The 13,650-nt window shown below is 62.3% G+C and carries 10 protein-coding genes and 2 pseudogenes; 11 read left to right on the plus strand and 1 reads right to left on the minus strand.

Annotation, left to right across the window (positions count from 1 at the left end):
• The first annotated feature begins 7 nt into the window (after positions 1-7).
• The 8 genes from tssE to GN234_RS05800 all read left to right on the plus strand — a co-directional run bounded on the left by tssE (position 8) and on the right by GN234_RS05800 (position 9,694).
• Positions 8-451: a type VI secretion system baseplate subunit TssE gene (gene tssE / locus GN234_RS05765; protein ID WP_176688058.1), complete on the plus strand. Its 444-nt coding sequence runs from the start codon at positions 8-10 to the stop codon at positions 449-451.
• Positions 435-2,225 (plus strand): type VI secretion system baseplate subunit TssF, encoded by a 1,791-nt coding sequence (gene tssF / locus GN234_RS05770; protein ID WP_176688059.1) that lies wholly within the window; start codon positions 435-437, stop codon positions 2,223-2,225. Before tssE ends, tssF begins: the two co-directional genes overlap by 17 nt.
• The gene (gene tssG, locus GN234_RS05775) at positions 2,189-3,214 is read left to right on the plus strand and encodes a type VI secretion system baseplate subunit TssG (protein WP_163854027.1); all 1,026 of its coding nucleotides are present in this window, start codon (positions 2,189-2,191) and stop codon (positions 3,212-3,214) included. The genes tssF and tssG overlap by 37 nt, the downstream gene beginning before the upstream one ends.
• A 1-nt stretch (position 3,215) precedes the next feature.
• Positions 3,216-5,759, plus strand: coding sequence for a type VI secretion system ATPase TssH (tssH, locus tag GN234_RS05780; protein WP_176688060.1), 2,544 nt, complete (start codon positions 3,216-3,218; stop codon positions 5,757-5,759).
• Positions 5,760-5,800: 41 nt separating this feature from the next.
• Positions 5,801-6,442: a hypothetical protein gene (locus GN234_RS05785; protein WP_176688061.1), complete on the plus strand. Its 642-nt coding sequence runs from the start codon at positions 5,801-5,803 to the stop codon at positions 6,440-6,442.
• Positions 6,443-6,514: 72 nt separating this feature from the next.
• Positions 6,515-7,096, plus strand: a complete 582-nt coding sequence (locus tag GN234_RS05790) for a hypothetical protein (RefSeq protein WP_116832160.1) — start codon at positions 6,515-6,517, stop codon at positions 7,094-7,096.
• Positions 7,097-7,128: 32 nt separating this feature from the next.
• Positions 7,129-9,138 (plus strand): type VI secretion system Vgr family protein, encoded by a 2,010-nt coding sequence (locus GN234_RS05795; RefSeq protein WP_116832159.1) that lies wholly within the window; start codon positions 7,129-7,131, stop codon positions 9,136-9,138.
• Between the two features lie 13 nt (positions 9,139-9,151).
• Positions 9,152-9,694: a toxin-antitoxin system YwqK family antitoxin gene (locus tag GN234_RS05800; protein WP_109755998.1), complete on the plus strand. Its 543-nt coding sequence runs from the start codon at positions 9,152-9,154 to the stop codon at positions 9,692-9,694.
• A 147-nt stretch (positions 9,695-9,841) separates the two neighbouring features.
• On the opposite strand, the gene GN234_RS05805 is transcribed toward GN234_RS05800, so the two are convergent.
• Positions 9,842-10,237, minus strand: coding sequence for a DUF4280 domain-containing protein (locus tag GN234_RS05805; RefSeq protein ID WP_109755997.1), 396 nt, complete (start codon positions 10,235-10,237; stop codon positions 9,842-9,844).
• Positions 10,238-10,423: 186 nt separating this feature from the next.
• Here GN234_RS05805 and GN234_RS05810 point away from each other — a divergent pair, with 186 nt between their 5' ends.
• The 3 genes and pseudogenes from GN234_RS05810 to GN234_RS05820 all read left to right on the plus strand — a co-directional run bounded on the left by GN234_RS05810 (position 10,424) and on the right by GN234_RS05820 (position 13,615).
• Complete coding sequence (locus tag GN234_RS05810; RefSeq protein ID WP_176688062.1) at positions 10,424-11,491, plus strand: phosphotransferase family protein; 1,068 nt, start codon at positions 10,424-10,426, stop codon at positions 11,489-11,491.
• A gap of 23 nt (positions 11,492-11,514) precedes the next feature.
• Positions 11,515-12,283: pseudogene (locus GN234_RS05815) on the plus strand (SDR family oxidoreductase).
• A gap of 215 nt (positions 12,284-12,498) precedes the next feature.
• A pseudogene (locus tag GN234_RS05820) lies at positions 12,499-13,615 on the plus strand (Gfo/Idh/MocA family protein).
• Positions 13,616-13,650: the final 35 nt, after the last annotated feature.

Raw genomic sequence — 13,650 nt, forward strand, 5'->3', positions numbered from 1 at the left:
GCCGCCCATGGCTGGCTTCGGGCTACGCCCGCCCCTGTTCGAACGCCTGGCCAGCCAGGCGGATGATACCCCTCGGGCGTTCGACCGACAGGCGTTGCAAGACTCGGTTCATGCCGAATTGTCGCGCCTGTTCAACACCCGGCGCGGCCCGCGGGCGCTGACCGAACCACCGAGCATCCTCGACTACGGCATCGCCGACTGGACTGCGCTGCAACAGCAGCGCAGCGATGACAGGCGTCAACTGACCCGGGAAATCCGCCAGGCCATCAGCCATTTCGAACCTCGCCTGCGCCTGGGCGAGGTCGAGGTCTGCCCGGTGCCGGGCCATCCGCAGCAATTGTGCATACGGCTATCGGGCGAGCTGCGCGGCGACCTGCACGCCTGGCCCGTGGCATTTGTCATCGAGCACGCCGGCGACGGCCTTGAGGTACGACATGAGCGACTCGATTGACCCGCAACTGCTGGACTATTACCAGCGCGAACTGACCTGGTTGCGGCATGCCGGGAGCCTGTTCGCCGAGCGTTACCCAAAAGTCGCCCGGCGCCTGGAACTGTCTCCTGGCGAATGCCCCGACCCGCACGTGGAGCGCCTGCTGGAAGGTTTTGCGCTACTGGCCGCGCGCTTGCAACGCCGGCTCGATGACGACTACGCCGAATTCAGCGACGCCCTGCTCGAACAACTGTACCCATTGGCCATGCGCCCCTTGCCGTCGTGCGCCATCGTGCAGTTCGAACCCGACCCGAGCAAAGGCAATTTGAACGAGGGCTACCCGCTGCCCCGCGACACACCGTTGTTCGTCACCACGGACAAGGGCCAGAGCATTCATTTTCGCACCACCGCCGCCGTGCATTTGTGGCCGGTGGAAGTCAGCGAGGCGTTGTTGCTGGGCAGCGACGAGGCCCAGGCGCTGACTGGGGTGGTCCAGGCCCGCTCGGCCTTGCGCCTGGAGCTGCGGTGCCTGGGCGAAAGCCAGTGGTCGACGCTGGGAATCGACTCGCTGCGGGTGCACCTGGCGGCATCACCGATCATCAACGCCGTCCTGTACGACCTGCTTGGCGCCCATGCCATCAAAGTCCTGGCCGGCGCTCCGGGTAGCGTGCCGGAACCACTGGCCGGCTTGCCGCAGATCGTCGGCTTCGCCAGCGACCAGGTCTTGCTGCCGGACGAGGATGGCGTACATCCAGGCATGCGCCTGTTGGCCGAGTATTTTGCCTTCCCGGATAAATTCGGTTTCTTCGACCTGCCACTGGCCGGCGCCATCAGCGACAGCCCGTCCCTGTACCTGTACATCGTTTTCGACCGACCTCCCCCCAGCCGCTTGCCAATCCAGGCCAGCGACATCGCCCTGGGCTGCACGCCGGTGATCAATCTGTTTCCCCGGACTTCCGAGCCACTGCGCCCGGATGGCACCCGCAGCGAGTACCGGCTGGTGGCCGACAGTCATCGGGAAAACAGCGTCGAGATCCACAGCATCCGTAGCATGCGCGCCATGTCCAGCCAGGGCGTGCGCAAGGTACCGGCCTACTATGGTAGCCAGCATGGCAGCGACCAGTCCCTTTACTGGCATGCGCGCCGGGTCAGCGGCATGAGCCCGAACCGACTGGGCAGCGACTTGATGGTGAGCCTGGTGGACACCCAGTTCGACCCGCAAGCCGACACACGCGACTACAGCCTCACCGCCGAACTGCTGTGCACCAACCGTCACCTGGCCCAAAGCCTTCCGGCTGGCACGCCGCTGGGTTTCGAGCGACCGGGGCCGGTGGCCTGGGCCCGCTTGCGCAACCCACCCAGCCCACAGAGCCTGCCACGCCTGGACGGTGAGTCGCGCTGGCGGCTGGTGTCGCAATTGACCCTCAACCATTTGTCACTGGTCGAAGGCCCTCAAGCACTGGATGCACTGCGCGAGATTCTGCAATTGCACAACCTGCGGGATGAAGCCAGCGCCCATCGTCAGATCGAAGGGGTATTGGGTTTGGGCTGCGACCGGGTCATCGCCCATGTCGGCGAAGACGCCTGGCGCGGCTGGCGCAATGGGCTGGAGGTGCGCCTGCAGTTGGATCCGCAACACTTTGTCGGCAGCAGCGCCGTACTGTTCTCCGGGGTACTGGCGCAGTTCTTTTCCCTTTACGCCACCGCCAATCGCTTTGTGCGCACCGTGCTGGTCCAGTCCGACAAGGAGGTGAAGACATGGCAACCCCAAGCCGGCAAGCCCCTGGTGCTCTGAACCTGAGCCAGCGCCTGCGGCGTGACCCGCAACGCTTCGAATGGCTCCAGGCCTTGCTGTTGCTCGAACGTGAACATCCCCAGGCCGAACCCCTGGGCAGCGGCACCGCGCCCCATGCCGAGGCGTTGCGTCTGCGCGGGCCATTGACGCCGTTGTTCGCCGCCAGTGAAGTACAAAGCCTGGGCCAGGAACAGGGCCTGCCGCCAACCCTGACCACGCCGATCTTCGGCCTCGGTGGCCCGGACGGCCCGCTGCCCTACGCCTACCAGGAATGGCTGCAACAACGGGCACGGGCGAAAGATCATGCCCCGGCGGAATTCCTCGACCTGTTCCAGCATCGACTGCTCAGCCTGCTTTACAAGGTGATGCGCAAGCATCGCATCGCCCTGGGTTTCACGGCCCCCGGCGCATCCGCCGTACACGCGCAACTACGGGCGTTGACCGGCCTGCTGCCCAAGGCCTTGCAGGAGCGCCAGGCCGCACCCGACTCGGCGGTACTGGCCTGCACCGCGCTGTATGCCGATGGCCGGCGCTCACTGGCCGGGTTCGCGGCGATTGTCCGTGAGCAGTTCGCGCTACCGGTGGAACTGAGCGCCTACGAAGGTGGCTGGCGTGAAATCCCCCCGGCCAGTCGCAGCCGCTTGCAGCCAGGCGGTCGCAACCTGTGTCTGGGCCGCAACGCGGTGGCCGGCACCCGCGTCTGGGACGAGCATGCCGGCGTGCGTCTGACCCTTGGCCCGCTGAGCACGACCCAGGCCAGCGGATTGCTGCCCAACGGCGAGACTCATCCGCTACTCGCCAGCCTTTACGCCCTGTATTTCGGCCCCGACCTGGATTGCACCCTGGTGCTGCTGATCCGTGGCGCCGGCCCCCTGCAACTGGAGCGCCAGGCAGCGCCACGGCTGAACTGGAACGGTGGCCTGCAGCGCCAACCGAGCCTGGCCGTGCAACGGATCGAAACCCGCCTTCGTCAGCCGGAGATCGCCTGAAATGGAACTGGCCAGCCTGATCGGACGGCTCAACCCGGACAACCGTCGCGCCCTGGAACGGGCCGCGCAACGTTGCATGCAACGCAGCCATCATTACGTGGAAATCGAACACCTGCTGCTGGAGTTACTCGACATCGAGGGTGGCGACTTCGCCTGTCTGCTGCCGCGCTTCGGCCTGGAGCGTGATGCGGTGGCGGCGGAAACCAACAAGGCCCTGGACCTGTTCAAATCCGGCAGCACCCGTACACCCGCCCTGTCGGCACAAACCATTGGCCTGCTGGAAGACGCCGTGGTCGAGGCCAGCGTACTGGGCCTGGACAGCATCCGCTCCGGGCTGTTGCTGCTGGCGCTGCTGGACCGCGATGAGCGTCGCAGCCTGCTGCTCAACAGCGCCTCGTCGCTACTGCGTATTCCTCGGGACGCCCTGCGCGCCCATCTATTGGAATGGACCGAAAGCTCCCGCGAGCACGTCGGTGGCGTGCGCCCGGCCAAACCCGGCGAGGCACCACAGAAACAGGACCCGGTCCTCGACCAGTACACCCAGGACCTGACCGCCGACGCCCGGGCCGGACGCATCGACCCCATCGTCGGCCGCGACGGCGAGATCCGCCAGTGCATCGATATACTGCTGCGCCGTCGGCAAAACAACCCGATCCTGGTGGGCGCGCCGGGCGTGGGCAAGACCGCCGTGGTGGAAGGCCTGGCCCTGCGCATCGCCGCCGGGGATGTGCCGCCGTCGTTGCAGGAGGTCACCCTGCGCGTACTGGACCTGGGCCTGTTGCAGGCCGGCGCGGGTGTCAAAGGCGAGTTCGAACAACGCCTCAAAGGCGTGATCGACGCAGTCCGCAGCGCCGAAAAACCCATCATCCTGTTCATCGACGAAGCCCACACCCTGATCGGTGCCGGTGGTGCGGAAGGCGGCAGCGACGCGGCCAACCTGCTCAAACCGGCCCTGGCCCGGGGCGAACTGCGCACCCTGGCCGCCACTACGTGGCTGGAGTACAAAAAATACTTCGAGAAAGACCCGGCCCTCGCGCGCCGCTTCCAACTGGTGCAAGTCGAGGAACCGGACGAGCTCACCGCAGTGGAAATGCTCCGTGGCGTGGCGAGCAAACTGGAACAGCACCACGGCGTGCAGGTGCTGGACGCGGCCATCCACGAGGCGGTGAAACTGTCCCACCGCTACATCTCCGGGCGCCAGTTGCCGGACAAAGCCATCAGCGTGCTCGACACCGCCTGCGCCCGGGTCGCCCTCGGCCAGCACGACGTGCCGCCGCCCCTGGAAAGCCTGCGCCACCGGCAGAACAGCCTCAAGGATGAAGTCGAACGCCTGCGCCGGGAACAGGCCACCGGGCTGGATCATCGCGAACGCATCACGCTGCTCGAAGGTGAATCGACCAGCAATGTGCAAGCCATCCGCGAGCTGGAAACCCGTTGGGGCGAAGAGCGTGAAGCGGTGCGCGAACTGCTCGACACTCGGCGCGAATTGCTCGCCCTGAGCGAACGCGCCGACAGCGAAAACCCCGACACCGAGATCGATAATCGCATCGATCACCTGGCCGCCGAGCTGCTGCGCCTGGAAGCCGGCCTCGATGCCATTCGCCAGGACGATCCGTTGGTGCCGGAACAGGTGGACAGCAAGACAGTCGCCGCCGTGATCGCCGGTTGGACCGGCATTCCGGTGGGCAAGATGCTCGCCGACGAAGCCCACGCCGTGCGCACCCTCGGCCAGCGCATGGGCCAGCGGGTCATGGGCCAGGGCACCGCGCTGAACACCATCGCCCAACGCCTGCAAGCCTACCGCGCTGGCCTCACCGACCCGCAGAAACCGGTCGGCGTGTTCCTGCTGGTGGGCCCCACTGGCGTGGGCAAGACCGAAACCGCCTATGCCCTGGCCGACGCTTTGTATGGCGGCGAACGCAACCTGATCAGCATCAACCTCTCGGAATATCAGGAAGCCCACACCGTCAGCCAACTCAAGGGCGCCCCGCCCGGCTACGTCGGCTATGGCAGCGGTGGCGTACTCACCGAAGCGGTGCGGCGCAAACCCTATTCGGTGGTGCTGCTGGATGAAATCGAAAAGGCCCACCCGGACGTGCTCGAAGCGTTCTACAACGTCTTCGACAAAGGCCTGATGGAAGACGGCACTGGCCTGGTGGTGGACTTCAAGAACACCGTGATGCTCGCCACCAGCAACGTCGGCGCCGAACTGCTGCTGGACACACCGGCCGCGCAACTGGGCACCGACGCCTTCAATGAAGCCTTGCACAAGGTCCTGCTGCAAGCGTTTCGCCCAGCGTTCCTGGCGCGCATGACGGTGGTGGCGTATCGACCGCTGGATGAAGCGACGCTGGAGGGGATTGTCCTGGCGAAGCTGGAAAAACTGCGTGGGCGCTACAAGGCTGCGACCGGTAAGCAATTCGAGTTCGATGCCGGAATCGTCAAGGCGGTACTGGCCAAGTGCAGCGCGGCGGGCGCCAGGGATGTCGAGAATGTGCTGATGACGCAGGTAACGGGAAAGTTGGCGGAGTGGGTGTTGGAATGATGCTGCATGCCAAAAATTAACAGAGGCGACGGGAGCAGAGCGTGGGTAAATTCCTTTTTGGTGGTTCATCGGGTCGGACAAAAAAGCTGGAGCCGCGCTGGACAGACAATACCGTTCATAATGAAGTAAAAAAACTGGTTACCAACGGAGAATTTGTCGAGACGGAAGATCTCAGCACGTTTGCTTCCGACGATGGCTGGAGGACAACGGTCATGATTGATCTGGTTTCGCGACTCAATCCAATATCAGGTGGAAAATACTATCCGGGACATGCGGGCTTGATACTTTGGCATACCTCAGGGCCTATTCCACAGTTTTACTCAGTCGGAATTTTGATGGAGGGCGAACTGGATCCTGAGGGCGTATTGACGACAGAGCTAAGCACATCGAAAACGCTGGACTTGTGGTTCTTCACAAAAAAAGTCAGCAAAACAAATATCGATAAAATGATCAACAGGATCACGACTCTTTCTTCAAAGAAACTGAAATATAAAGAGTTTGATGGAAATCGCTATAACAACTCTTACAACTGCCACACCATAGTCGACGACATCTTGAATGCGGGAGGCCTGTCAGGCTGGACCGGACGACCTTGGAGCTGGCTTACGCCTTGGGCGTACAGCTTATCCTTCGGCGTCACCGGTTGGCATTCGAGTGTCATGTTCAACACAAAAAACCTTTGAATCATCAGCCCCCGCGGCTGGGGGTGCGCTTGGCCTCGGATCTCTGAAAGGGCTGTTCGAAAGGAGATTTTCATGACGGAAGTGCATAAAGTGGGTCGTTACTCTGGCGGCAATATTGCAATGACTGGGGCAAACCCTTTATATGCCTCATGGCTGGCGGCCAATCAGGCTACTAACGGCGGCACCATTCCCGACTTGGCCAGTATCTGTCACGAATCCTCCTCCAATCGCCGGGCCCTGGCTGGTTCGGGAGCATCCCATGGAACCTGCTTCGCGCTAATCGAACATTTCGATGCCGCTCGAGGTCTGCTGATGTACAAGTTCGGCGATAGCGCGTTGAAACTGGACTTGCTTGGAAACTACACCACGACAACCAAAAAAGTAGTCACGACACTGCGCGGGCACGCGGAAATCAGCGCGTTGGTCCAGGCGATAAATAGCGTCACGCTTCCCGACGGTGATTACAGTAATTTCGTTACCCGCATTTATATCGAACTGAGTCCCTGTCAGCTCTGTGGTCCGCAATTGGCGCCCTATATCGGAAATTCGGTGTTGATGTACAGCTACACCTATGGAAACGATAGCGAGATGGGCGGATGGGTCAGTGATAACCAGGCAGCGATCCATTCAAAAGGTGGAACATTCAAATGGTAAGCGTGACCTCAACTTTTATCTGAGGATATTCGATGCCCCGCTCTACCGACAGCAACACCACTCTCTCCCTCACCGCCACATCCCTGTCGGCGTTGTACCCGGATTCACTGTCCGGCGAAGAACGCCTCAACGCCCTGGGTTCGCACATCCTCAACGGCATCAACGACGGCACCTCGCTGGACCTCACCACGGCCGTCGCCAGCCACGTGACCACCACGCTGCACAAGGACGCCTTGCTGCGTCCGCTGGATTGGCTGGTGGCTGAAATCCGCCAGCTCCCCGCCGACGCCACCGCCGAACGCTACCAACTAATGCTCCGTCCGTGGCTCTGGTGGCTGAGCCTTGCCAGCAACAACCGCGTGTTCCAGAACCTCGCCACCTCGGACATCGTCACCACGATTTTCAAGGCCCATGGTTTCACCGACTTCCAGCTCAAACTCACCGGTAGCTACACCCCACGCGAATATTGCGTGCAATACGGCGAAACTGATCTGGCCTTCGTCTCGCGCCTGATGGAAGAGGACGGGATCTTCTGGTTCTTCACCCATGAAGACGGCACACACACGCTGGTGCTGGCCGACAGCAACGACGCTTTCGCGCCCATTCCCAATGGACCGACGGTGAATTATCTCGGGCAGAAACTGGGTGAGCGGGAACTGCATGGCATCCGCAGCGGGCAAGTGTGCCTGCAAGCGGTGAGCGGGGTTTACCAGGCCACCGATTACGAATTCACTACGCCGACGACATCGCTATACAGCCAGGCCGAAGCCGTGGCCGGACCAAGCTCGATGTACGAACATCCGGGCGGCTATACCGCCAAGGCCCAGGGCGATGCCCTGACCAAGTTGCGGGTGGACGGCCTGCGCAGCCAGGAGAAGCGTTTTGTCGGCGAAAGCGACTGCCGCTGGCTGGTGCCGGGATATTGGTTCACCCTCGCCGGCCACGAAGACACGACGCTGAATATCGATTGGGTGGTGACCTCGGTCAGCCACGAAGCCAGCCACGACAGCTATCGCAATCGCTTCGAAGCGATCCCCAAGGCCACGGTTTATCGACCGGCCCGCATCACGCCAAAACCACGCATGCACACCCAGACGGCACTGGTGGTGGGCAAGGCCGGCGAAGAGATCTGGACCGATGAATACGGCCGGATCAAGTTGCAGTTCCCCTGGGACCGCACCGGCAAGAACGACGAAACCTCATCCTGCTGGGTACGGGTGGTGTTGCCCTGGAGCGGCAAGGGCTTCGGCATGCAGTTCGTACCGCGGATCGGCCAGGAGGTCATCGTCACGTTCATCGACGGCGATCCCGACCGTCCGCTGGTGACCGGTTGCGTCTACAACGGCGACAACGCCCTGCCCTATGCGTTGCCGGCGAACCAGACCCAGTCCGGGATCAAGACCAATTCGTCCAAGGGCGGCGGTGGTTTCAACGAGTTGCGTTTCGAAGACAAGAAGGACGCCGAGGAGGTGTTTCTCCAGGCCCAGAAAGACTTCAACATCAACGTGCTCAACGACACCACCGCCACGGTCGGCCATGACGAAACCCTCACGGTGCAGAACGCCCGCACCCGCACGGTCAAGGACGGCGACGAAACCGTTACCCTGGAAAAAGGCAAACGTAGCGTGACCATCCAGACCGGCAGCGACAGCCTCGACGTGAAAGACACCCGCACCGTCACCGTCGGCTCGGACCAGAACCACAGCACCGGCGGCAACTACACGCACAAGGTCACCGGCAACTACGACCTGACGGTGGACGGCAACCTGACCATCAAGGTCAGCGGCACCCTGACCCTGCAAAGCGGCGGCAGTTTCGCGATCAAGAGCGGCGCCGACCTGGCGGCCCAGGCCAGCACCTCCATCAGCCAGAAGGCTGGCACGGCCCTGAGCAACCAGGCCGGCACGTCGTTGGAAAACAAGGCCGGCACCACCCTGACCAACGACGCTGGTATCAGCCTGGTGAACAAGGCCGCCGCCGAACAGACCGTGGATGGCGGCGGCATGCTGACGATCAAGGGTGGCTTGGTGAAGGTCAACTGACAGGAGCGCTCCAATGGCCTCGAAAAAACTCGACGTGGAGCGTGGCGACAGCCAACTGAGCGGGCAGTTGGTCGACGGCCGGCTCGACGGCTCGCTGCAGATTGAAGAGGCTCAGCGCCCCCAGGCAAAACTTAACTACAGCCAGGGTGAACTGCACGGTACCAGTACCCTGTATCACCCGAATGGAAGGGTCTCGGCGGTATTGCCGTTCGTGAAAGGTAAATTGCAGGGTGTAGCGAGCTTTTACGCCGCCGAAGGCGGGTTGCAGCGCCAGGCCACGTATCGCAATGGGTTACTGCACGGCGAGGCCAACAACTACTTCCCCGACGGGCAACTGGCCGAGGCCGAATTCTATCGCGACGGCGTACGCGACGGCCGCTATCGGCGCCTGCATCCCAACGGCAACCCGGCGGTCGAGGCCCGCTACCTCAACGGCCAACTGCTGGAACCGGCCCACGCCTACGCCGAAGACGGCCGACCGCTGGATGCCGAGGGCAAACCGATCTCCCGGGTGCGCTGGTGGTTCAGGCGTTGGAATGACCCGGCGCAGGCATAACTATTGTCTTCCCCTTTCCCCCTGTGGGAGCGAGCCTGCTCGCGATGACGGCTTCACAGTCAATATCACCACCAACTGACCCACCGCAATCGCGAGCAGGCTCGCTCCCACAGGGGGATCGTCCATACCTTTTGGGGGTCGCACCCATCAGGGAATAAGCATCTGCACCTGCCCCGGCACGACGATCTTGATCACCCCGGCCCAGGTGCACATCAGGGTACTGTTGGCGTCGATGGCCGGCATGTTACCCAACAACAAGGTCGGTGCGCCGCCGGGGATCCATGGGGTCGCCGTGGCGGGAATGCACGGCATGGGGGTCAGCACACCCAATGCCGCAGCGGTCGCGGCAGCCACGGTCGGGTTGGCCAGGCTCTGGCACATGCCGAACGTGGTGATGTTCACCAGCGGGATGTGATCCATGATGTTCGCCGCCGGCATCCCGCCGGTCAGCAGGCGATTGACCGGCAGTACATTGAGCACCGCCGGGGCGACGCCGAAGCTGCATTGCAAGGTTGCGGTGCCACACACTTGCGGGCATCCCATCGCGATTGCTCCCTGAAAGCGACAGACCCCGTAAACCATAGCTCGCCCATCGCCCGCGTGCATCAGGCCCGCTGATTATCCTGCAACACGCTAACCTATAAGACCCTGGCGTGCTTGTGACGCCTCCCACGCGCCATTAGATTAGCCAATGATCGATGGCCTCCAAAATAAGCAGAAGGGATAAGCATGGCGTTTACTGATCAGTCCACCCGCGTGCGCGACGGTGAAGAACTCGATGCCAACCTGATCGACCCGTACCTCAAGGCCCACATTCCAGGCCTTACCGGCATGCCGCGGATCAGCCAGTTTCCCGGTGGCGCGTCGAACCTGACCTACCTGCTGGAATACCCCGGACAGGAATTCGTCCTGCGCCGGCCACCGTTCGGCCACAAGGCCAAGTCCGCCCACGACATGGGCCGTGAGTTTCGCATCCTCAATCAATTGCGCGAAGGCTTCCCGTACTGCCCCAAAGCCTACGTGCACTGCACCGACGAGTCGGTGATAGGCGCCGAGTTCTATGTAATGGAACGGGTCAAGGGCATCATCCTGCGCTCCGACCTGCCGCCGGAACTGGGTTTCGACGCCGCCCGCACCGAAGCGCTGTGCAAGAGCTTCATCGACCGACTCGTCGAACTGCACCGGGTCGACTACAACGCCTGCGGCCTGGCTGACCTGGGCAAGCCCGAAGGTTATGTGGCCCGGCAGATCCGTGGCTGGAGCGACCGCTACGAAAAAGCCCTGACCCCCGATGCGCCAAAGTGGGAAGCGGTCAAGACCTGGCTCAACGACAAGATGCCCGCCGACCATCCGACGTCGAGCATCGTCCACAACGACTATCGCTTCGACAACGTCATCCTCGACCCGGAAAACCCGATGCAGATCATTGGCGTGCTGGACTGGGAACTGACCACCATTGGCGATCCGTTGATGGACTTGGGCAACAGCCTCGCCTACTGGATCGAAGCCGACGACCCGGCGCCGGTGCAGTTGATGCGTCGCCAGCCCAGCCACGCCCCGGGCATGCTGACCCGCCGCGAGTTCGTCGATTACTACGCCGAGCGCGCCGGGATTCGCATCGACAACTTCGACTTCTACTACACCTACGGCCTGTTCCGCCTGGCCGGGATCGTCCAGCAGATCTACTACCGCTTCTTCCACGGCCAGACCCAGGACAAACGTTTCGCGCAGTTCGTTCAGATGAACAAGCTGCTGGAGCAGATGAGCCTGCAGGTCATCGGCAAATCCACGCTTTGAGCGCACCTTAACAAGGAAACAGCATGTCCAAGACTCAGTTGTTCGACCTCGACGGTAAAATCGCTTTCGTTTCCGGCGCCAGCCGTGGCATCGGCGAAGCCATCGCCAAACTGCTGGCCCAGCAAGGCGCCCACGTGATCGTGTCCAGCCGCAAGCTCGACGGTTGCCAGCATGTCGCCGACGCGATCATCGCCGCCGGCGGCAAGGCCACCGCCATCGCCTGCCACATCGGGGAAATGGAGCAAATCAGCCAGGTGTTCGCTGGCATCCGCGAGCAGTTCGGGCGTCTGGACATCCTGGTCAACAACGCCGCCACCAACCCGCAATTCTGCAATGTGCTGGACACCGATCTGGGGGCGTTCCAGAAAACCGTCGACGTGAACATTCGCGGCTATTTCTTCATGTCGGTGGAAGCCGGCAAGCTGATGCGCGAGAACGGTGGCGGCAGCATCATCAACGTGGCCTCGATCAACGGCATCTCGCCAGGGATTTTCCAGGGCATCTATTCAGTGACCAAGGCCGCCGTGATCAACATGACCAAGGTCTTCGCCAAGGAATGCGCGCAGTTCGGCATCCGCTGCAACGCCCTGCTGCCAGGCCTGACCGACACCAAGTTCGCCTCGGCGCTGGTGAAGAACGATGCGATCCTGAAAACCGCCCTGGCTCAAATCCCCCCTCAAGCGCGTGGCCGACCCGAGCGAAATGGCCGGCGCAGTGTTGTACCTGGCCAGTGATGCGTCGAGCTACACCACGGGTGTGGCGTTGAATGTGGATGGGGGTTTCCTCTCCTGATATCGACATTCATCCTGTGGGAGCGGGCTTGCTCGCGAATGCGCCGGATCAGTTAATACAGTTATGACTGACTCATCGCATTCGCGAGCAAGCCCGCTCCCACAGAGGATCTTCAGTGATTGCAGAAATGAATATTTATTCCAATATTTGCAATTAGCGAATATTTATTCCATAAATAGCCCTCCTGAAAACAACAATTCAAAGGGCTCTTTCTCATGCGTGAACTCGGCATCGGTCTGATTGGCACCGGCTTCATGGGCCGTGCCCATGCCTTGGCTTTCCACAATGCCAAGGCGGTCTTTAACCTCCCCCTGAACCTGACACTGGCGGCCCTGGCCGACGCCGACCCGCAGCGCGCCCGGCAATGCGCCCAAAGCTGGGGGGTTTGCGACGGCCCACAGTGACTGGCAGCAACTGATCGACGACCCGAAGGTCAACCTGATCGCCATCACCACACCCAACCACCTGCACTTCCCCATGGCCATGGCGGCGCTGGCAGCGGGCAAGCCGGTCTATTGTGAGAAGCCCCTGGCAGTGTCCCTGGAGCAGGCCGAGCAGATGCAGCAGGCGGCCAAGGCCGCCGGCGTAGTGACGCGGGTCGGCTACAACTATCAGCACAACCCGATCATCCAACTGGCGCGAGACATGATCCAGCGCGGGGAACTGGGGCAGATCATCAGTTTCCAGGGCGAATTCAGCGAAGACTTCATGGCCGACCCGACCTCGCCATGGTCATGGCGCTGCGAAGCCGCCCACGCCGGTGGCGCACTGGCCGACCTGGGCAGTCACTTGCTGGCCATGGCCCGGTACCTGTTGGGCGATGTCGAAGCGGTGTGCGCCGACAGCCAGACCGTGCACAACCAGCGCCCGGCCAGCGCCAGCAATGCCGAACAACGCGCCATCGCGGTGGACGACCAAGTCCACGCCCTGCTGCGTTTCACCAACGGCGCCCGAGGCACGGTGAGCAGCAGTTGGCTCAAGCATGGCTACAAGAACCACCTGAGCTTCGAGATCAGCGGCACCCTCGGCACGCTGGCGTTCGATCAGGAACGGCTCAATGAACTGCGCCTGTGCCACGTCGGTCAGGCAGGTTTCCAGCGGCTGCTGGCTGGTCCGGATTTACCGGGGTATGCCGTGTTCAGTCCGGCGGCCGGGCATCAGTTGGGGTACAACGAATTGAAGACGCTGGAGGTGCAGGAACTGGTCATGGCCCTCGCAGACCAGGGTGGCAGCGGGACCGACTTTGCAGAAGCCTGGGAAGTGGAGCGGCTGGCGGCGGCGATTCGTGTGGCGGCGCGGGAGCAGCGGTGGGTGAAAATCAGCGAGCTGTGACCGCTCTTTTGCCGCACCTTGTAACCCTCGCCACA

This window comes from Pseudomonas bijieensis (assembly GCF_013347965.1).
Taxonomy (GTDB): domain Bacteria; phylum Pseudomonadota; class Gammaproteobacteria; order Pseudomonadales; family Pseudomonadaceae; genus Aquipseudomonas; species Aquipseudomonas bijieensis.